The 21056-nt window shown below is 31.6% G+C and carries 15 protein-coding genes; 12 read left to right on the forward strand and 3 right to left on the reverse strand.

All coding sequences use genetic code 11. The features are described 5' to 3' along the window. Positions 1-21 precede the first annotated feature (21 nt). From ACYU7A_RS06005 to proC, 4 genes are all read left to right on the forward strand, one after another. Positions 22-258 (forward strand): DUF3820 family protein, encoded by a 237-nt coding sequence (locus ACYU7A_RS06005; protein WP_344817248.1) that lies wholly within the window; start codon positions 22-24, stop codon positions 256-258. Between the two features lie 126 nt (positions 259-384). Continuing rightward, positions 385-1995, forward strand: a complete 1611-nt coding sequence (locus ACYU7A_RS06010; RefSeq protein WP_460574960.1) for a CTP synthase — start codon at positions 385-387, stop codon at positions 1993-1995. Between the two features lie 71 nt (positions 1996-2066). Then, positions 2067-3959, forward strand: coding sequence for a membrane protein insertase YidC (gene yidC / locus ACYU7A_RS06015; RefSeq protein ID WP_460574962.1), 1893 nt, complete (start codon positions 2067-2069; stop codon positions 3957-3959). Positions 3960-4088: 129 nt separating this feature from the next. Next, positions 4089-4889 (forward strand): pyrroline-5-carboxylate reductase, encoded by an 801-nt coding sequence (proC, locus tag ACYU7A_RS06020; protein ID WP_460574964.1) that lies wholly within the window; start codon positions 4089-4091, stop codon positions 4887-4889. A gap of 183 nt (positions 4890-5072) precedes the next feature. Here the strand turns inward: proC and ACYU7A_RS06025 are convergent, their stop codons facing one another. Then, on the reverse strand, positions 5073-6077 hold the full coding sequence (locus tag ACYU7A_RS06025; RefSeq protein WP_460574966.1) for a fasciclin domain-containing protein: 1005 nt from the start codon (positions 6075-6077) through the stop codon (positions 5073-5075). Positions 6078-6363: 286 nt separating this feature from the next. After that, positions 6364-7326 (reverse strand): fasciclin domain-containing protein, encoded by a 963-nt coding sequence (locus tag ACYU7A_RS06030; protein ID WP_460574968.1) that lies wholly within the window; start codon positions 7324-7326, stop codon positions 6364-6366. Between the two features lie 164 nt (positions 7327-7490). On the opposite strand from ACYU7A_RS06030, the gene ACYU7A_RS06035 reads away from it, so the two are divergent. From ACYU7A_RS06035 to ACYU7A_RS06060, 6 genes are all read left to right on the forward strand, one after another. After that, positions 7491-8201: a toxin-antitoxin system YwqK family antitoxin gene (locus ACYU7A_RS06035; protein WP_460574970.1), complete on the forward strand. Its 711-nt coding sequence runs from the start codon at positions 7491-7493 to the stop codon at positions 8199-8201. A 104-nt stretch (positions 8202-8305) separates the two neighbouring features. Next, positions 8306-9493, forward strand: a complete 1188-nt coding sequence (gene mnmA / locus ACYU7A_RS06040; RefSeq protein ID WP_460574972.1) for a tRNA 2-thiouridine(34) synthase MnmA — start codon at positions 8306-8308, stop codon at positions 9491-9493. A 26-nt stretch (positions 9494-9519) separates the two neighbouring features. Next, the gene (locus tag ACYU7A_RS06045) at positions 9520-11130 is read left to right on the forward strand and encodes a S8 family serine peptidase (RefSeq protein ID WP_460574974.1); all 1611 of its coding nucleotides are present in this window, start codon (positions 9520-9522) and stop codon (positions 11128-11130) included. Between the two features lie 18 nt (positions 11131-11148). Then, the gene (locus ACYU7A_RS06050) at positions 11149-12087 is read left to right on the forward strand and encodes an NAD(P)H-dependent flavin oxidoreductase (protein WP_460574976.1); all 939 of its coding nucleotides are present in this window, start codon (positions 11149-11151) and stop codon (positions 12085-12087) included. A 112-nt stretch (positions 12088-12199) separates the two neighbouring features. Then, positions 12200-13825 (forward strand): alkaline phosphatase PafA, encoded by a 1626-nt coding sequence (pafA, locus tag ACYU7A_RS06055; RefSeq protein WP_460574978.1) that lies wholly within the window; start codon positions 12200-12202, stop codon positions 13823-13825. 69 nt (positions 13826-13894) lie between these two features. After that, positions 13895-14803, forward strand: a complete 909-nt coding sequence (locus ACYU7A_RS06060; RefSeq protein WP_460574980.1) for a YitT family protein — start codon at positions 13895-13897, stop codon at positions 14801-14803. Positions 14804-14879: 76 nt separating this feature from the next. Here ACYU7A_RS06060 and lysA read toward each other — a convergent pair whose 3' ends face one another. Further along, positions 14880-16085: a diaminopimelate decarboxylase gene (gene lysA / locus ACYU7A_RS06065; protein ID WP_460574982.1), complete on the reverse strand. Its 1206-nt coding sequence runs from the start codon at positions 16083-16085 to the stop codon at positions 14880-14882. Between the two features lie 279 nt (positions 16086-16364). Between lysA and sucC the strand changes: the two genes are divergently transcribed. Both sucC and ACYU7A_RS06075 read left to right on the forward strand, forming a co-directional pair. Next, complete coding sequence (gene sucC, locus ACYU7A_RS06070; RefSeq protein WP_396145993.1) at positions 16365-17558, forward strand: ADP-forming succinate--CoA ligase subunit beta; 1194 nt, start codon at positions 16365-16367, stop codon at positions 17556-17558. A 443-nt stretch (positions 17559-18001) separates the two neighbouring features. Beyond that, positions 18002-21031, forward strand: a complete 3030-nt coding sequence (locus ACYU7A_RS06075) for a sensor histidine kinase (protein WP_460574984.1) — start codon at positions 18002-18004, stop codon at positions 21029-21031. Positions 21032-21056 lie beyond the last annotated feature (25 nt).

A 21056-nucleotide genomic window follows, 5' to 3' on the forward strand; every position in this document is an offset into this window, starting at 1 on the left:
TTTAATCTATTTTCTAAATAAATGGACGACCAACAAAAATCCCTAATCAAATTAGCTCACACCAAAATGCCATTCGGCAAATACGAAGGCAAATATCTTATTGACTTACCAGAGTATTATTTAGTTTGGATTCATAACAATCGTCTTCCTAATGGACAGCTTGGCGAACAACTCAAACTCGTTTATGAACTCAAATTAAACGGTTTAGAAGAGCTAATTCGCAATATTAAAAAGCAATATCCGAAGACAGATCGTTAGATTTTTTGATTACTAGATTTATGGATTTTTTTCTAACAATCCAATAATCTAAAAGTCTAATAATCCATTTTAAATTCTTATTTTTGCATCGTTTTTTACAACAACACAACTACAACAAACAATAAAATGAATCAAACGAAATACATTTTTGTTACTGGCGGTGTGACTTCTTCCTTGGGTAAAGGAATTATCGCAGCATCTTTGGCAAAATTATTACAAGCACGAGGTTACCGAACAACCATTCAAAAATTCGATCCTTATCTAAATGTCGATCCAGGAACTATGAATCCTTATGAACATGGCGAATGTTATGTTACAGATGATGGTGCCGAAACTGATTTAGATTTAGGTCACTACGAAAGATTTTTAAACGTTCCAACATCACAGGCAAACAATGTAACTACAGGAAGAGTTTATCTTTCAGTTATTGAAAAAGAACGTCGTGGTGAATTTTTAGGAAAAACAGTTCAAGTTGTTCCTCATATAACAAATGAGATTAAAGAACGCATGCAATTGTTAGGCAATTCAGGTGATTTTGATATTGTAATAACTGAAATTGGTGGAACAGTTGGTGATATTGAATCACTTCCTTACATCGAATCGGTGCGTCAATTGGTTTGGGAATTGGGTGAAAGTAACGGAATTGTAATTCATTTAACGTTAGTGCCATATTTGGCTGCAGCAGGTGAATTGAAAACCAAACCAACACAGCACTCAGTAAAAACATTGATGGAAAGCGGTATCAAAGCAGATATATTAGTTTGTAGAACCGAGCACGAATTGTCTGATGAAATTCGTCAAAAATTAGCTTTGTTTTGCAATGTAAAACGCGAAGCAGTTATTCAATCCATCGACGCTTCAACAATATATGAAGTGCCTTTATTGATGCTTGAAGAAGGTTTAGATGTTGTAGCTCTAAAAAAATTAGATTTACCTCAAAAAAATACGCCAGATTTAGAAAACTGGAACACTTTTTTACACCGATTAAAAAATCCAAAACATACAATTAATGTTGGTTTGATTGGAAAATATGTAGAATTGCAAGATTCATACAAATCAATTTTAGAAGCATTTATTCACGCTGGTGCGTCTAATGAAACTAAAGTAAATATCATTAGCATACATTCAGAATATATTGATAAGGAAAATATTGCTGAAAAACTAAAAGGAATAGACGGAATTTTAGTGGCACCAGGTTTTGGCGAAAGAGGAATCGAAGGTAAAATCGAAGCTGTTCGTTACGCACGTGAAAATAATTTGCCTTTTTTCGGAATCTGTTTAGGAATGCAAATGGCTGTTATCGAATATGCTAGAACTATTTTAGGATTAGCCGATGCCAATTCAACAGAAATGAATCCTAATACAACCAATCCAGTTATTGATTTGATGGAAGAACAAAAAACCATCACCGACAAAGGTGGAACAATGCGTTTAGGTTCATGGAAATGCGATTTGAAAGAAGGAACTTTGGCACATCAAATTTATGGTAAAACACAAATTTCAGAACGTCATCGTCATAGATATGAATACAATAATAAGTATGCAGCCGAACTAGAAAATGCAGGTTTAATAAGCTCCGGAATCAATCCAGACACAGGTTTGGTTGAAATTGTAGAGATTAAAAATCATCCATTTTTCATCGGTGTGCAATACCATCCAGAGTACAAAAGTACTGTTGCCAATCCACAGCCAATTTTTGTTAGCTTTGTGGCCGCAATGGTAAAGAATAAAAAATAATTTTCAGAATAATTTGAAAATTGGAAACAAAACAGTCAAAAAAGCGACTGATGTATAAATTATAAAGAGTAATGGAAGAAAAGAAGTTTGACAAAAATTCGATTATTGGTTTCGCCTTAATCTTCGGGATTATAATGTGGATGATGTACAATGGTCAAAAGACTGCACAAGAAGAACAAGCCCAAAAAATCAAGCAAGAAAAAATTGATAAAGCCAAAAAAGCTAAGGAAGTTGCTACAAAACAAGTTTTACAAACGGTTGTAGACACTACAGTTAGCGATACGGTAAAACTTCAAAAACTTAGTGGAGCTTTAGGAAGTTTTGCTTATTCAGCAACATTGCCATCAGCAAAAGAAAATTTCACAACTATTGAAAACGAATTGGTTACTTTAAAAATCGCTAATAAAGGTGGATATATCGCTGAAGCAGTTCTAAAAAACTACAAGAAATTCGAAAAGAATTCAGGACAATTAGTTGAATTAATTAAAAATAATAACGCTAATTTCAATCTTGAACTTCAAACCAAAGACAATAGAGTTTTAAACACTAAAGATTTATTCTTCGAACCAACTTTAACTAAAAACGGAAATGATCAAATCCTTTCTATGAAGTTAAAATCAGGTGCAAACGAGTTTTTAGAATATAAATATGTGTTGAAAGCTAACGATTATATGTTAGATTTTGACGTTCGTTCTCAAGGATTAAGTAAAGTTTTAAATACTTCAAAAGCGGCCGATTTACAATGGGATTTGAAAACCTATCGTAATGAGAAAAGTGTTACTTACGAAAATCAATATACCGAACTCTATTTTGAAAATGATCAAAAAGTGGATTATCTGGGACGTGGAAAACAAGAAGATGAAATTGCAGAAAAAGCAACTTTCATAGCATATAAGCAACATTTTTTTAGTTCTATTTTACTATCTCAAGAACCAATTGCTAATGTAAAGGTTAGTTCAACAAATTTAGTTAACGATGCTAAAATTGATACAGTATTTACTAAACAATTCAAAACTACTTTGCCTTTAGCTTTCAAAAATGGTGAGTTAGATTATAAAATGAATTGGTATTATGGTCCAACGGATTATAAGTTGTTGAATAAATATGATAAAAATATTGAAGACATTGTTCCACTTGGTTGGGGAATTTTTGGTTGGATAAACAAACTAATTTTCATTCCTCTTTTCGGATTCTTGAGTTCATTCATGGGATTAGGAATTGCCATTATTGTATTTACAATCATTATCAAGATTGCAATGTCGCCAATTACTTTCAAGTCGTTTTTGTCACAAGCTAAGATGAAAGTATTGCGTCCTGAAATTACTGAGCTTAACGAGAAATTCGGAAAAGATCCTATGAAGAAACAACAAGAAACAATGAAATTGTACAACAAAGCCGGAGTAAATCCAATGGCAGGTTGTATTCCAGCATTGATTCAGTTGCCATTTATGTATGCTTCATTCCAGTTTTTCCCATCTGCAATTGAGTTGAGACAAAAAGGATTCCTTTGGGCTGAAGATTTATCATCTTTTGACCAAATTTTCAAATTGCCATTCAACATTCCATTATATGGAGATCACGTGAGTTTGTTTCCAATTTTGGCCGCAATAGCTATTTTCTTCTATATGAAAATGACTTCAGGCGATCAAGCAATGGCGCAACCACAACAAGAAGGAATGCCAGACATGGGTAAAATCATGAAAGTAATGATTTATCTTTCACCAATCATGATGTTGATTTTCTTCAATAGCTATGGTTCAGGATTGAGTTTATATAACTTTATTTCTAACTTAATTACTATCGGAATTATGTTAGTTATCAAGAAATACTTTATCGATAGCGATAAAATTCATGCTAAGATTCAAGAGAACAAAACTAAACCAAAAACTGAAAGTAAGTTCCAAAGAAAGATGAGAGAAATGATGGAACAAGCCGAAGAACAAAAGAAATTAAATAAAAAATAATTTTTAAATTATTTAAAAACTGTTTCACGAAGATAATACTTTTGAAACAGTTTTTTTTTAAGTTTAATAGTTAGAGTTTTTTATAACTTAGAGCTATAAATAATTTTTGACACGATAAAATTTACAACTATGAAAGTTCTTATAATGGGTTTTGGTAATATGGGCAAGACCTATGCAAATAGTTTTATAAGTTCAAGGTTTATAAAATCAAATGATATTCATGTTTTGGTTCGTAGTAAGAATACTTTTTTAAACACTTACGGAATTCCAAGCCAAAATTTTGAATCGGTTTCCACCAATAAAATTGAACAATTTGATATTATAATTTTGGCAGTCAAGCCTCAAGATTTTGATGAATTGGCAATCAGCATTAAACCATTTTTGAATAAAAATCAAATGATACTTTCTGTAATGGCTGGAGTTACATTAAATTCAATTCAAAATAAATTAGGTTGTGAAAAAATTATTCGTTCTATGCCCAACATTCCTACTCAAATAGGCAAGGGAATGACTGTTTTTACAGCATCATCTACTGTGGATAGAAAGGAACTATTTATTATCCAAAATCTTATAAATACCACTGGCAAATCTATTTATGTAGAAAACGAAATGCTAATTGATGCCGCGACAGCAATCTCTGGAAGTGGTCCAGCATATGTTTTTTACTTTATGAATGCCATGATTAAAGCTGCAAATGAATTGGGTTTTTCTCAATCTGAAGCTGAATTATTAGTTAATCAGACGTTTATGGGTTCAGTTGATTTGCAAAATTCTAGTTCGTTATCCAACGAAGAATGGATAAGTAAAGTCGCATCAAAAGGTGGTACAACAGAACAAGCCCTGAATTTATTTCAAAAATATTTAGTAGAAGATTCAATTATTCATGCCGTTAAAGCAGCGAACAACAGAGCAATTGAATTAGGATCTTAGAATATCTCTTTATTTAGATTTTTTTTAATTGTTGAAAACTGTGAAAACTCATTTTTATTAAATAGAATTTTAAAAGTTATCATACTTAACTTTTCTTTCCATAAAAAATGCCCCAAATAGTGTTTGACTTTTTGAGGCATGTTCAATTTTAATTGGTTTTTTTGTTTTTATAAATAGGATAAATTATAATGTAGGTTGTAATACTTTGTCAACTGCATGTATTATACCATTTGAGCATTGAACATCCGTTACAATGATATTCGCTTTTACTGGAGTAGTATCCGAAATTTTAGCACCAGATGTCAAATCAATAGTAAGATTTTGAACTGGACTTGTAATAGTTGGAACCACTTGACCATTAGTTAGACTACCTGCTAATACATTTCCAGCTGTTGTTACATGATATTGTAATACTTTAGATACTTGTGCTGGAGTTGCACCTACTGCAAATCCAGAACCAGTAGTAGCTGCAGTAAAGGCAGCATTTGTTGGAGCAAAAACGGTTTTAGTTGTAGTATTTGATAAAGCAGCAGCAACTGCTGTTTGATCTCCAAATCCATTTCCATTTGTTGCTGTACTTGTAACAACGGTTACCAGAGTTGAAAATGCTGGATTTGCAGCTGCATGTGTAATAATAGTTGGAAGAGTGATAACAGCATCAACTTTGTGAATTACACCATTTGTTGCAATGATATTGAACGTTGAACCAGCTGTTGTTGTGATTACTGATGACATACCATTCAATCTTACACCAGATGTAGTATTAACATACATACTTAATTTATTAGTTGTAGAAGCTGAACCAACTGCGAGAGTTTTGATGTAAGTGTTGTTAGTTAATCCTGATGATTGTACCGCACCATTAACAACATGGTTTAACAAAATTTGTCTAAGTGCTGGAATGTCAGCTGTAGGATAATTGTCAATAACAGTTGCGGTTAGACCTGCATTAATAAAAGCTTGATCGGTTGGGGCAAAAACGGTGAATTGTCCAGCACCTTGTAAAGTAGCAGCTAAATCTGCTTTTTTAAGTGCTTTTACTAATAATGTTAAGTCACTTGCTTTTGAAGCAATACCTGTAATTGTATTGTCTACTGTTGGTTGTGGATTGTCATCATCACTACAAGAAGTTAACATTAGCCCTAAAAAGGCAAAGATTGCGATTAATTTGGTTTTGTTTGTTTTCATAATAATTTTTTATTTAAAGTTATTTTGTTTAGCTAAGTAACAAAATGATTAAACAAAAAATTAAAATTTTTAATAGGTTTAACTTTTTTGTTTAACCCTTAAAATCAATTAGTTGTGCTTTTTATCAGTAAATATTAGAAGTATTTGTTTATTTTAATTAAATAAAAATTAAACAAAACATATGAAATCATAGATTTATTTATAGTATTTTTCTTATACAAGTTATATTGAAGTAAAAAAAAAGCTGCCAAAAAATTTGACAGCTTTAGAATATTGTTAATTACTATTACAAAGTTGGACGTAATGCTTGACTTAATACATGTATTACTCCATTAGTACATTGAATATCAGTTATGATAATGCTGCAATTTCTATTATTAGCATCTTTTAATTTTGGACCAGTGCTCAATAAAACTTTTACTGATTGTGGCGTTTCCAAAGTTGATAAGATTTGACCTTCAGATAAGTCAGAAGCTAAATAGTTTCCGCTAACAACATGATAATTTAAAATTTTTGTTAGTTGTGCTGAGGTTAATGCAGCAACTCCACCAGGTAATTCATTATTTAAAGCTGTCAAAGCAGTATTGTAAGGTGCAAATAAAGTAAATGCTCCAGAACCAGATAATGTAGTAATATAATCAGGTTGACCAGTAGTAGTTAATAAACTAGATAATGAATTGAAGTTTGGATTAGCAGTAACATGTGTTACTATTGTTGGTAATCCAATTACGGCATCAACAACATGAACAATTCCATTACTTACATTGTTATTTGCTGCAGTAACTTCAGAAGTACCATTTAAAACTACACCATTAGTTTTATTTATAAATAAACTTAAGTTGTTGTCAGATACATTTCCTACGGCTAATGTTTTTAAATAACCAGTATAAGGTAAATCATTTGCGGTTTTCACTTGAGTCACAACATGATTTAAAAGTATTTCTCTTAAAGTTGTTGTTGGTACAGCATTAATGTTAGCAAAACCATTGGCTAATAAAAACGCATCAAAAGCATCATTGGTCGGAGCAAAAAGTGTATATTTTGTATCGCCATTTAGTGTTGCAAGTAAATTAGTTCTCTCTAACGCTACACCTAGTGTAGTTAAATTTGACTGATCTTGAACAAAACCAGAAATACTTAATTTTTTTGCATTAATGTCATCTTCTTGACTGCAGCTTACAAAAAATGTTGAAATGGATAAAAAGAGAACAATTAAAATTGTGCTTTTTAGGATTGGTAGTTGCTTCATAGTTTTATTTAATGTAGTTTTTCTTATAGACTAATAATCAATGACAAAAGTATACAAATTATTTAATTTACAAATAATATTTTTGCACTAAGCTATTTTGGAATTACATTTGCTATAATAATTCAATAATAATTTAGTTATATAGTCAATAAATAATAAAATATATGAAATACATATTGTTAGCTTTATTTTTTACTGTTTCAATTTTTGCTCAAGATATCAATAAGTTAGATGAAAAAGGTAAAAAGCATGGAACATGGAAAGGTATTTACGAAGAATCTAAGCGTCCCAGATATGAAGGAACATTCAATCATGGAAAAGAAATTGGAGTTTTCAAATTTTATGATGATACAAAAGATGGAACCGTAATAGCTACAAGAGAGTTTAATGCAAAAGATAATTCTTGCTATACTATTTTCTACAACCAAAAAGGAAACAAAGTCAGTGAAGGTAAAGTAGTAAATAAAAAATACGAAGGCGAGTGGAAATACTATCATGAAGATTCGCCTCAAATTATGACTCAAGAATTTTACAAAAACGGAAAGTTAGATGGCTCGAGAAAAGTGTTTTATGTTAGTGGTAAAATAGCTGAAGAATGCAATTATACTGCTGGTGTTAAAAATGGAGCTTACAAAAAATATACAGAAACAGGAATCATCATTGAAGAAAGTAACTATAAAAATGGCGATTTCGATGGTCCTGCGGTTTTTAGAAGTTCTGATAATGTTGTAATGGCAAAAGGAAATTTTGTAAACGGAAAAAAAGAAGGTATTTGGGAGTTTTTCAAAAATGGAAAAAGAGTAAAGGAAAACATGAGCAAACAGAAGGTTAGAAAATTTGTCAAAAAACCAATGACTCGAGAGGAAGATAGATAGTTTAGCAATAAATAATATTTACCAAAGTATATGTTTTAACAATTAAAGCATATACTTTTTTTATTTTTATTAATGTAAATTTGCATTCAAATTAAATCAATTAAATGAAACGTGTAGTTGTCGGACTTTCTGGTGGTGTAGATTCAAGTGTTGCTGCTTATCTTTTAAAGGAGCAAGGCTACGAAGTAATCGGTCTTTTTATGAAAAATTGGCACGATGATTCTGTTACGATATCTAATGAATGTCCATGGTTGGAAGATAGTAACGATGCACTTTTAGTTGCCGAAAAACTCGGAATTCCATTTCAAACAGTAGATTTAAGCGAACAATACAAAGAAAAGATTGTCGATTACATGTTCAAAGAATATGAAAATGGACGAACTCCAAATCCAGATGTTCTTTGTAATCGTGAGATAAAATTTGATGTTTTCATGAAAATTGCTCTAACACTTGGTGCCGATTTTGTGGCAACAGGACATTATTGTAGAAAAGGAGAAATTGAAGTCGATGGTAAATCTGTTTATCAATTACTTTCAGGTAAAGATGATAACAAAGACCAATCTTATTTTCTTTGTCAATTATCACAAGAACAATTAGCTAAATCTTTATTTCCAATTGGTGAATTAACGAAGCCTCAAGTTAGAGAAATAGCATTGCAATTGGATTTAGTAACTGCAGAAAAGAAAGATTCTCAAGGATTATGTTTTATTGGAAAAGTGCGTTTACCAGAATTTTTACAACAACAATTGCAACCAAAAGAAGGTTTGATTTATGAAATTCCAGCAGATAGCGAAATTTATAACACTTCAAAACCTACTTTTAATTCATTAGAAGAAGAACTAATTTTTGAATCAACATCCATTAAATATAATTCGGAAAGCGGAAAAGTTGTTGGAAAACATCAAGGCGCACATTATTTTACAATCGGTCAACGAAAAGGATTGAATGTTGGTGGTACAAAAGAAGCACTTTTTATAATAGCTACAGATGTTAAATCAAATGCTATTTACACAGGACAAGGACACAGTCATCTTGGTTTGTTTAAGAAAGCTTTGAAAGTAAATTCCTCTGAAATTCATTGGATACGAGAAGATTTAAAACTTAAAAATGGTGAGTCAATGCAAGTAATGGCTCGTATTCGTTATAGACAAGAATTGCAACAAGCAACACTATATCAATTTGAAAGCGGACTTTATGTTTACTTCGACCAACCACAATCAGCAATAACAGAAGGACAATTTGTTGCATGGAATATTGAAGATGAATTAGTTGGTTCGGGAGTAATTTCGTAATTTAGTACTTTCTAAAAATAAAAGCTATGAAGAAAATCCTACTATTAATTGCTTTATTTGTGTCATTTGCCTCTTTTTCCCAAGAAGATGCATGGGTGTATTTTAGTGATAAACCCAATGCACAAACTTATTTGAATAATCCGTTAACGATGCTTACCCAAAGAGCTTTAGATAGAAGAACAGCTCAAGGAATAGCATTAAATGTTAATGATGTTCCAGTTGCACAAACTTACATAGATCAGGTTGATGCAGCTACAGGAATTACGGTAAAAGCCAAATCAAAATGGCTAAATTGTGTTCATGTGAGAGGAACAGAAACTGATATTAACGCTTTAGAAAGTCTTCCTTTTGTAAGTCAAGTAATTTTTGCAGACAATTCTCTAAACGCAAGAACTCCAATCACAAAAAAGAACAAACCTGTCAATAAGCAAATGAATGTTCAAACAACTTTTGCTTATGGAAATTCAGCCAATCAAATAGAAATGCTTAACGGACATTTGTTGCATCAAGCAAATTATACTGGAACTGGTAAAATAATTGCAGTTCTTGATTCAGGTTTTTTAAATGTTAATACGGCGCAACCTTTTCAAAGATTATTCAACAATAATTTAATCCTAGGCGGTTATAATTATGTTAGTCAAAATACTAATGTTTATTCTTTACACAATCATGGAACTATGACGCTCTCATGTATGGGTGGATTTACAGATGGTCAACTAGTAGGAACAGCTCCAGATGCTCAATATTATTTATTCGTAACAGAAGATGTTTCTGAAGAAAATCCAGTTGAAGAAAGTTATTGGGTGGAAGCAGCAGAAGAAGCCGATAGGTTAGGAGCTGATATTATTTCTACTTCATTAGGTTACTTTGGCTATGATAATCCAAATTATAGTTATACTTACTCACAAATGACTGGAAATATTGCTTTTGCTTCTAAAGGTGCTAATATTGCTTTTTCTAAAGGAATGGTAGTCGTTGCTAGTGCAGGCAATTCTGGTAACTCTGCAGATCCACATATTGGAGTTCCAGCTGAAGCTACAAATGTTCTTGCTGTTGGAGCAGTTAGATTTGACGAAAATTATGCTACTTTTAGCTCTATTGGACCTTCATTTGATGGAAGAGTAAAACCCGATGTTATGGCTAAAGGTCAAGCAACAACCCTTTCTAATATAAATGGAGATATAGTAACGTCAAGTGGTACGTCATTTTCTTGTCCAGTTATGGCAGGAATGATAGCTAGTTTTTGGCAAGCCGTTCCCAATCTTACTAATCAACAAGTTGTAGATTTTGTTAAACAATCTTCGGATAGATTTACAAATCCTACCACACAATTTGGATATGGTATTCCAGATTTTCAATTGGCTTTGCAAAACGCTTTGCTTAATGTTGGTGAAAATCAAATTGAGCAATTTCAATTTTTCCCAAATCCTACAAATGCTAATGTAACTTTTGTTTCGCCAGATGTTGTTCTTGGTTCTTCAGTCAGATTTTACAATAATTTAGGACAATTAGTTTTGTCAAAAAATATTGATAATCCAATCCAAAATCTTTCTCTTGAAAGTCTAAATGCTGGAATTTATTACTTTACAATTTCAACTTCAGAAAAAGTACTTCAAGGAAAAATTATCAAAAATTAATTTCTGAATTTCGATTCAATGAATAGAATAACACAACTTTTCAATATACAATATCCTATTATTCAAGGTGGAATGATATGGAATTCTGGTTACAAATTAGCAAGTGCTGTAAGTAATGCTGGCGGATTAGGATTAATTGGCGCAGGTTCAATGTATCCAGATGTTTTGCGAGAACACATTCAAAAATGCAAAAAAGCAACGGACAAACCTTTTGGTGTAAATGTTCCGATGTTGTATCCAAATATTGAAGAAATAATCCAAATAATTATTGAAGAAGGAGTAAAGATTGTTTTTACATCGGCAGGAAACCCAAAAACTTGGACATCACATTTAAAAGCCAACGGAATTACAGTAGTTCATGTTGTGAGTAGTTCAAAATTTGCTCTTAAAGCACAAGAAGCAGGAGTTGATGCAGTAGTTGCTGAAGGATTTGAAGCTGGCGGACATAATGGAAGAGAAGAAACAACTACGTTAACTTTAATTCCGATGGTGAAAGAAAATATTTCTATTCCACTAATTGCTGCTGGTGGAATTGCAACTGGTCGTGGAATGTTAGCAGCAATGGTTCTTGGTGCTGATGGTGTTCAAATGGGAAGTCGTTTTGTAGCTTCCACAGAAAGTTCAGCACACGATAATTTTAAGAAAACAGTTATCGAAACTGGTGAAGGTGAAACACAATTAACATTGAAAGAATTAGCTCCAGTTCGTTTAATTAAGAATAAGTTTTATAACGATTTGCAAGAATTGTACACCAAATGTCCAACCAAAGAAGATTTGGAAACGCTTTTAGGAAAACGAAGAGCTAAACGCGGAATGTTCGAAGGTGATTTGATTGAAGGTGAACTAGAAATAGGTCAAATCGCTGGATTAATTCACGATATAAAACCAGTAGATCAAATTATAAAAGAAATTATTACTGAGTTTGAATTAGCCAAAAAAGAAGTTACTACATATTAATTTTAAAAGAGAGGTTCTAATTTAGAATCTCTTTTTATTTTACAGAATTCTTAAGAATTACTTCACGTCTATTTCCTTTCAAATCCCTATTTTTGTGCAAATATTTAATACCATGAAAAAATTACTTTTACTTATTGTTTTTATTCTAGTTTCTAATTTGCAAGCCCAACAAAGACCTAAACTTGTAGTTGGTATTGTTGTAGACCAAATGCGAATGGAATATTTATATCGTTTTAAAAATGATTTTTCAGAAAATGGTTTTAAACGAATTATGAATAAAGGATATGTTTTTCATAATGCACATTTCAATTATATGCCAACTTACACAGGTCCGGGTCATGCGTCTGTTTATACAGGAACAACACCTTCTGTTCACGGAATTGTAGGAAATGAATGGTTTAGTAGAACAACTGGTAAGGAAAGATATTGTACAGATGACGAATCGGTTCAAACCTTAGGTGACGGAACAAAAGCAGAAGGTGAAATGTCTCCAAAGAACTTATTGTCAACTACAATAACTGATGAACTTAGAATGGGAACCAACTTCAAAGGAAAAGTTATTGGTATGAGCATCAAAGATAGAGGCGCAATTTTACCTGCAGGACATTTTGCCAATTGGGCTTTTTGGTATAGTAAAACAGGAGCTTTTATCTCAAGTACTTTTTACGGAGAAAAATTACCAGATTGGGTAACTGAATTCAATAATCAAAAGAACTATTTAAACTACATTAATCAAGGTTGGAATTTATACAAACCTGCTGCAACATATAATGAAAGTGACGCAGACGATAGTCCATACGAAGGAAAATTATATGGAGTTGACAAACCAGTTTTTCCATATGATTTAAAAAAAATGTATGAGAAAAATGATGCTGGAGTTTTAAGAGTTACACCATTTGGAAATAATCTTTTGGCAGATTTCGCAATGAAAGCCATCGAAAAAGAAGAACTTGGAAAAGATGAAAATACAGATTTTCTTGCGATAAGTTTTTCATCAACAGATTATGTTGGACATGTACTTGGACCACGTTCTATGGAATTACAAGATACTTATTTGCGATTAGACCAAACTATGGCTGACTTGCTTGCTTATTTAGATAAAAATGTTGGTAAAGGAAATTATTTACTTTTTTTAACTGCAGATCATGCTTGTGCTGAAAACGCTAATTTTCTTAAAAACAACAAATTGAATGTTAAAAACATTGAATACAAAGAAATTTCTAAAGCCATCAAAAAGTTCTCTACAGATACTTATAACGAAGATTTTGTGACTAATTATTCTAATTTTAATTTGTATTTGAACAAAACAAAAATTAAAGAAAAAGGACTTGAATATTCAAAAGTGGAACAATCTTTCAAAGATTTTTTAATGACACAAGAGCAAGTTAAAAAAGTTTATAATGAAGAGGAAATCACACATTCTTGCGGAAATGATTATTATTTAGATATGATTGCTAATGGCTATGATGCAAAAGAAGATGGTAATTTAGTGATACTAGATAAACCTGGATACATTCAATATGGTCCAACAGGAACTTCTCACGGAACGCCTTATGCCTATGATACGCACGCACCATTATTGTTTTTTGGATGGAACATTCCAGTAGGTGAAAGTCATGAAAAGAAATACATCACACAAATCGCTCCGACTTTAGCACAAAAATTAGGAATTACTTTTCCAAATGGCTCCGAATGTGAAGTTTTAGAAGAGGTTTTTGTTACTAAGAAAACAAAATAATTGTTAATTTAAAGCTTTCCGTTTTTCATTCGTTTCAAAATTTAGTAACTTGTGCTAAAATGAAAAAGTATGAAATTGATATTTGATGCCTTAATTAGAAAAAGCGGTAGAATTCCACAATTAGTTTACACGCGTCACATAAAAGATTTTATCTTGATATGTATTGGCGTTGTTATGGCGAGCATTGGATTGAAAGAATTTCTTTTACCAAACGACTTTTTAGATGGTGGCGCCATGGGATTATCACTTCTAACAGAGATAATGACTGGTGTTGAATTATCATTTTTGATTGTTTTAATCAATTTACCTTTCATCATTATTGGAGCTAAGCAAATATCAATGGAGTTTGCTGTTAAAAGCGCTTTAGCTATTTTAGCTTTATCGCTTTTGGTACATTTCATCACTTTACCAGCTATTACAACTGATAAGTTATTAATTTCTGTTTTTGGTGGATTTTTCCTTGGTGCCGGAATTGGTTTCGCCATTCGTGGTGGCGCAGTCATTGATGGAACAGAAGTTTTAGCAATCTATGTAAGTAAAAAAACGAGTTTGTCTGTTGGTGATTTTATTTCGGTTTTCAATGTGATTTTGTTTTCCTTTTCTGCATTATTAGTTAGTGTCGAAACTGCGATGTACTCGATGTTGACTTATTTTGCAGCATCCAAGACAGTAGATTTCATCATTAATGGTATTGAAGAATACATTGGAGTAACCATTGTTTCAAGAAACGCAACCGAAGTCAAGCAAGCCATAATCGATAATTTAGGTCGTGGAGTAACCGTTTACAATTCAGAAAGCGGTTATGGTAAAACAGGTGTAAATTTTAATGAAAATAAAATCCTTTTTTGCGTAGTAACTCGTCTAGAAGTAACTAGATTATTACTCGAAATTGATAAAATTGATGAAGAAGCCTTCGTAGTGCAACATTCCATAAAAGATACCAAAGGCGGAATGATTAAAAAAAGGCCTTTGCATTAAAATAAAAATTCCACCAAAAATATTAGTGGAATTTTCAATATACAAAATTTGTGACAATTTGAGTAATTCGTGGCTTTTACACTTCAACCATAACTTGATTTTTAATCAAATCTTCAAAGGTTTCTCTTTTACTTATTAAATGACCTTTCCCATCTTTCCATAAAACTTCAGATGGTTTAAAGCGCGAGTTGTAGTTAGATGCCATTGAGAAGCAATAAGCACCAGCATTTTTGAAACATAAAACATCGCCTTCTTTTATTTCGGCAATTCTTCTGTTGTTGGCAAACGTATCGGTTTCGCAGATGTAACCTACAACCGTGTAAAAACGTTCTTTCCCTTTTGGGTTAGAAATGTTTTCAATCATGTGTTGCGAACCATAAAACATTGGTCGAATTAAATGATTAAAGCCACTATCAATTCCAGCGAAAACTGTTGAGGTTGTTTGTTTTACTACATTCACTTTGGCTAAGAAAAATCCAGCTTCACTCACAAGGAATTTTCCTGGTTCGAAGGCTAAGGTTAATGTTCTTCCGTATTCTTTTTCGAAAGCTAGAAAGCGTTTTGTTAATTTTTTTCCAAGTTCTTCGATGTTGGTTTCGATATCATCTTTTTTGTAAGGAACTTTAAAACCTGAACCAAAGTCAAGAAAATTTAATTCTTTGAATTGTTTTGCAGCATCAAATAGAATTTCGGCAGCATAAAGAAAAACTTCAATATCTAAAATATCAGAACCGGTGTGCATGTGAATTCCGTTGATGTGCATTTTGGTATTTTCAACGATGCGCAAAACGTGCGGAATTTGATAAATTGAAATTCCGAATTTACTATCAATATGACCAACAGAAATATTCTCGTTTCCACCAGCCATAACATGTGGATTGATACGAATGCAAACCGGAACTTTTGGATATTTGGTTCCAAAATGTTCTAGAACTGAAAGATTATCAATATTGATTTGAACACCAAGTTTGGCAACTTCTTCAATTTCTTCAAAGGAAACGCCGTTTGGAGTGAAAATAATTTTATCTGGAGTGAAACCAGCGTGTAAACCAAGTTGTACTTCTTGATAAGAAACAGTGTCTAAACCAGAGCCACACTTCTTCAGCAACTTCAAAATCGTAATGTTCGACAAAGCTTTCATCGCATAATTAATTCGAAGGTTTTCCACCTTAGAAAATGCAGCTGTCAAACGGTTATACTGATGCTCAATGGTTGTAGCGTCATAAACGTACAACGGACTGCCAAATTCTTCGGCAAGCGTAAGTAACTCTTTTGGTTGCATGATAAATGTTGTTATATTATGTCGGCAAAGATAAGTTATACTACAAGCAATACAAAGTGAGTTAACATTTCTACGAATTTGCTAATTTTTGCATTGATTTTTTTTCAATACCATAACAATATAGCCATGATAATTGCGGTATCTTTTATATCAGTATGGTTTCAAAAACTCAACAGCTATAAAAACTAAAATAAAGTTACTAAATTGATATACATTTCTTTTAGGTTTCATTCTATTTAATTACTTTTGTGAAACTTTTTAAACGACAAACTAATACTTATGAATATACACGAATATCAAGGTAAAGAAATTCTAGCAAAATACGGTGTACGCGTTCAACGTGGAATTGTTGCTAATAATCCTGTAGAAGCGGTTGCTGCTGCAAAACAATTGACTACTGAAACAGGTACGCAATGGTATGTTATCAAAGCTCAAATTCACGCAGGTGGAAGAGGAAAAGGTGGCGGTGTTAAGTTGGCTAAAAACTTAGAACAAGTAACTACAATTTCTGAGCAAATTATTGGAATGCAATTGATAACTCCGCAAACTCCACCAGAAGGAAAAACGGTTCACAAAGTTTTAATTGCTGAAGATGTATATTATCCTGGTGAAAGTGAAACTTCTGAATTCTATATGTCAATTTTATTGAATAGAGCTACAGGAAGAAATATGATTATGTATTCTACTGAAGGTGGAATGGATATCGAAGAAGTGGCAGAACATACACCACATTTAATTTTTACTGAAGAAATCGATCCTCAAGTTGGTTTACAGGGTTTTCAAGCTAGAAGAGTTGCTTTTAACTTAGGACTTTCTGGAAATGCTTTTAAAGAAATGACAAAATTTGTTGAATCATTATACAATGCATACATTGGTTCTGATTCATCTATGTTTGAAATTAACCCAGTTTTAAAAACATCTGATAATAAAATTATGGCAGTTGATGCCAAAGTAAATATTGACGATAACGCTTTATACCGTCAGCCAGTTTATGCTGAAATGCGTGACGTTAGAGAAGAAAATCCAATTGAAGTTGAAGCTAAAGAAGCTGGATTGAACTATGTTGACCTTGACGGAACTGTAGGTTGTATGGTAAATGGTGCTGGATTAGCAATGGCAACAATGGATTTGATTAAATATGCAGGTTTTGAGCCAGCTAACTTCCTAGACGTTGGTGGAACAGCTGATGCAAAACGTGTGGAATTAGCTTTTAGAATTATCTTGAAAGATCCAAACGTAAAAGCAATTTTGATTAACATTTTTGGAGGAATCGTTCGTTGCGACCGTGTTGCTCAAGGAGTTGTTGATGCTTACAAAAATATGGGTGACGCAATCAAAGTGCCAATCATCGTAAGATTGCAAGGAACAAATGCTGAAATTGCTAAAGAATTAATCGATAATTCTGGAATGCCAATTTTATCTGCGGTTCAATTTCAAGAAGCTGCTGACCAAGTTCAGAAAGCGCTTTCATAAGTTAGAAATACGAAGTACAATATACGAAGTAAAAATCCCGAGTTGCCGCTCGGGATTTTTTTATATTTGAAGGGATGAACCCAATTATTATGAGAGCAAATTTTAAATCAATTGTGTTGCGAGTTTTGTTATTGGTACTTCCAATTGCATCGATTTTATTATGGTATTTTCTAACCTTTGATGAGCATAAATACTGTACGCCGACCAAGCATCGACATGTAGATGGTTTTTTAGGAATTGTTTTTTTAATTATAATTTGGTTTTTTGTATGGCTGTTCATTATTATGATTGAGATGTTGTATAAAAATTTAATTAGAAAAAATAAATAAAATAAATCCCGAGTGTAATGCTCGGGATTTTTTGTTTTGAATTTTATGTTATAATAATTAGTACATTAGCATTCAAACTATATTGTTATCAGAAAAGAACTTCTTTATATTATTTTGTTTTTTTGCTTTAGTTTTTCAATTAAGGCGCAAACTCTTTTTGATAATTATTCCATTTCAAAACTTTCTCCTGACGATGGACTTTCACAAGGGTCAAATTATTTTAAATATGAAGACTCCAAAGGATTCATGTGGCTTACTTGCAATGACGCATTGAATAGATTTGATGGTAAAACCGTAAAAGTTTATAATCTTGATAAATACTTTGATAAATGTAGTAACCTTCAACAAGGATATGGTTTTACTGAAGATAAAGAAGGAAATATTTATATTGGAAGTGTTCGCGGTTTGTATATATATCACCGAAAAGAAGACCGTTTTTCGTTACAAAAAATATTTAAAAACACAACAGATGATATTGCAATGCCAATTGGTTTTCATGATGGGAAAATATGGTGTTTCAACAAACAATACCAACTGGCAACTTATGATATTAAAACTAAGAAAACAACACTTGTTACTCAATTGCAATTAGAACCTTTAAAGTCAATTCATATCTATGAAATGAGTAATAATTGTTTTTATTATCATTATCCTTTTTTTGATTCAAATGGGAAAATTTGGATTATTAATAATAACGAAATTTTGAAATTTGATATAAAAACCAATAAAAGCTATTTTCCTTTAAAAGATTATTTTTCAACTCGGAATGCAAATTTCACTGTTTCAAGCTTTGATAATATTACAAATTCTTTTTTTATAGGAACAGACAATGGATTATTTGAATATAATATTGAGGATAATAAAATCAAGGAAATCATAAATCAAGGAAAAAACTTTGGGCAAATTTTAGGACTTTCTGCAAAAGGTAATTTGTTGGCTTTTAGAACCAATTTTGATATTTTCTTTCTTGACAATAAATCTAATGTTCTAAAAAAGATTCCTGTTAATGATAAAAATAATTACAATCGAACTTTTGGATATAGTATTGACAAAAGTAACAGATTGTGGATTTGTGATGATGGAAAAGGGCAATTGATTTTTGATTTTCATTCTAAATTATTACCTAAAATTCCTGATGAAAGCACATCTTTCAATTATTTTAATTTATCGGGTGTTACTCGTTTTCTGCAATTGTCAGATAACGAAATTGTAATTCCAAATATTATTCAAGGCAGGAGTTTACTTTTAGTATATAATATGTTAACTAAAAAAATGACGGACATTCCATTTTCGATGGTTAACAGTGAAACAATAAATTACGGATGTGCGACCGATTTAAACAGAAAAGGCGTTTGGTTATATTCTCAAGACAAAAATAATAATGAAGTTGTTTTAAGGATTTCATTTTTAAATCAGTTGAAGAAAATTGATAATCTTATAGTTGAAAAGAGTTATCTTGAAAAGGGTTCATTTCAAGATTTGCAAGTGCTTCATAATGGCAAAATAGTTTGTGCTTTTACAAAAGGTTTATATTGGCTTAATGTGGAAACAAAGTCATTAGAAAAAATGCAAACGGCTAATCAAACTAACCTGTTTAAAATTAATTATTTAGATGAAAAAGAAGTCGCCATAAGTTATATTAATAGCGATATGATTTTGTACCAACTTCAATCAAACAATTCTTTTAAGGTAGTTAAAAATATTTTGCCTAATATTCAGTCTTTTTATATTCAAAAAGACAAAAAAAGAAATCAATATTGGGTTGGAACGAATCAAGGTGTTTATTTATTAGATAAAAACTTAAAAACAAAAAAGATATTTAATGCCAATAACGGATTAGCTGGAACGTATATTTATGGTTTGCTATTGGATGATGATGGAAATGTTTTTTGTAGCCATCAACGAGGTTTGAGTAGCATTAATGCAACTACTTTTCAAGTTACCAATTATGATAAAAATGATGGAATTCAAGATTGGGATTTTAATAACAGAGCTTTTTATAAAGCAACCGATGGCACTTTGTTTTTTGGAGGTGTTTCTGGATTTAATTATTTCAAACCACCATTGCAACCCTATTCTTATTACAAACCAGAAGTTTATATTGACGAAATTTTTGTAAATAACAATCAGTATAATGCTACTACTAATGCCAATTTGATTCAAAAACTCAATTTGAATTATAAGGAAAATAACATTTCTATTCATGCCATTGTAAAAGATTTAGCCAATGCTAATGCACGACAACTAATATATAGAATTAAAGAAATTGATTCAAAATGGAAGCATTTACCAAATGGTACAGCAATCAATTTTAGTAATTTAGCACCAAACAATTACACTTTAGAGCTCGGTTATTATGATAAATATTTGAATAAAGAAGTGTCTCAAAAAATAGTGTTGATTTCAATTTCGGCACCATTCTACAGTGAAATATGGTTTTGGTCGTTGATAGCATTTCTTTTAACAGCAATTGTTTTTTGGTTTTACAACAAAAGAAAATTCGCCAAACAACAACAAGAATTTCAACAACAGTTAGCTTTAGAACAGCAACGAAGCAAAATTACAGCCGATTTGCATGATGATATTGGTGCAACACTAAGTAGTTTGCAAATAAACAGTGCGGTTGCCAATCAATTGTTGGAAAAGAATCCAAAAGAAGCCCAAAAAGTATTGATAAAAATTGAAAACCAATCTCAAAATTTAGCCGATAAAATTGGAGATATTATTTGGAGTATGAAACCAAACAAAGACCAATTTATGTCTATGAGTTCGCGTATTAAAAATTTTGCTAATGATATTCTGGGTGCAACAAATATTAATTACACTTTAAAAATAGACTCTAAAATAGATGAAAAAATTACAGATATTACCACACGAAAAAACATTGTTTTAATTGTAAAGGAAGCCATCAATAATGTGGCAAAATATAGTAAAGCAACTCAATTAAATGTTCATATAGATTTGATTGAAAACTCTATTACTATTAAGATTATAGATGACGGAATCGGATTTGATGCAACTCAAACCAAAGGCAATGGAATTGGGAATATGAAGAAAAGAGCTGAAGAATTGAAAGGAAATTTAGATATTTCTTCAATAGAAAATAAAGGAACCACAATTTTAGTTACAATTCCATGTCCCTAAATTAAGGTACAAATTGCATTGTAAA

The organism is Flavobacterium koreense (assembly GCF_054776075.1).

Bases quoted from the DNA above. Each gene is read 5' to 3' on its own strand.
- ACYU7A_RS06005 (WP_344817248.1), top strand. From the start codon at position 22: ATGGACGACCAACAAAAATCCCTAATCAAATTAGCTCACACCAAAATG.
- ACYU7A_RS06010 (WP_460574960.1), top strand. From the start codon at position 385: ATGAATCAAACGAAATACATTTTTGTTACTGGCGGTGTGACTTCTTCC.
- yidC (WP_460574962.1), top strand. From the start codon at position 2,067: ATGGAAGAAAAGAAGTTTGACAAAAATTCGATTATTGGTTTCGCCTTA.
- proC (WP_460574964.1), top strand. From the start codon at position 4,089: ATGAAAGTTCTTATAATGGGTTTTGGTAATATGGGCAAGACCTATGCA.
- ACYU7A_RS06025 (WP_460574966.1), bottom strand. From the start codon at position 6,077: ATGAAAACAAACAAAACCAAATTAATCGCAATCTTTGCCTTTTTAGGG.
- ACYU7A_RS06030 (WP_460574968.1), bottom strand. From the start codon at position 7,326: ATGAAGCAACTACCAATCCTAAAAAGCACAATTTTAATTGTTCTCTTT.
- ACYU7A_RS06035 (WP_460574970.1), top strand. From the start codon at position 7,491: ATGAAATACATATTGTTAGCTTTATTTTTTACTGTTTCAATTTTTGCT.
- mnmA (WP_460574972.1), top strand. From the start codon at position 8,306: ATGAAACGTGTAGTTGTCGGACTTTCTGGTGGTGTAGATTCAAGTGTT.
- ACYU7A_RS06045 (WP_460574974.1), top strand. From the start codon at position 9,520: ATGAAGAAAATCCTACTATTAATTGCTTTATTTGTGTCATTTGCCTCT.
- ACYU7A_RS06050 (WP_460574976.1), top strand. From the start codon at position 11,149: ATGAATAGAATAACACAACTTTTCAATATACAATATCCTATTATTCAA.
- pafA (WP_460574978.1), top strand. From the start codon at position 12,200: ATGAAAAAATTACTTTTACTTATTGTTTTTATTCTAGTTTCTAATTTG.
- ACYU7A_RS06060 (WP_460574980.1), top strand. From the start codon at position 13,895: ATGAAATTGATATTTGATGCCTTAATTAGAAAAAGCGGTAGAATTCCA.
- lysA (WP_460574982.1), bottom strand. From the start codon at position 16,085: ATGCAACCAAAAGAGTTACTTACGCTTGCCGAAGAATTTGGCAGTCCG.
- sucC (WP_396145993.1), top strand. From the start codon at position 16,365: ATGAATATACACGAATATCAAGGTAAAGAAATTCTAGCAAAATACGGT.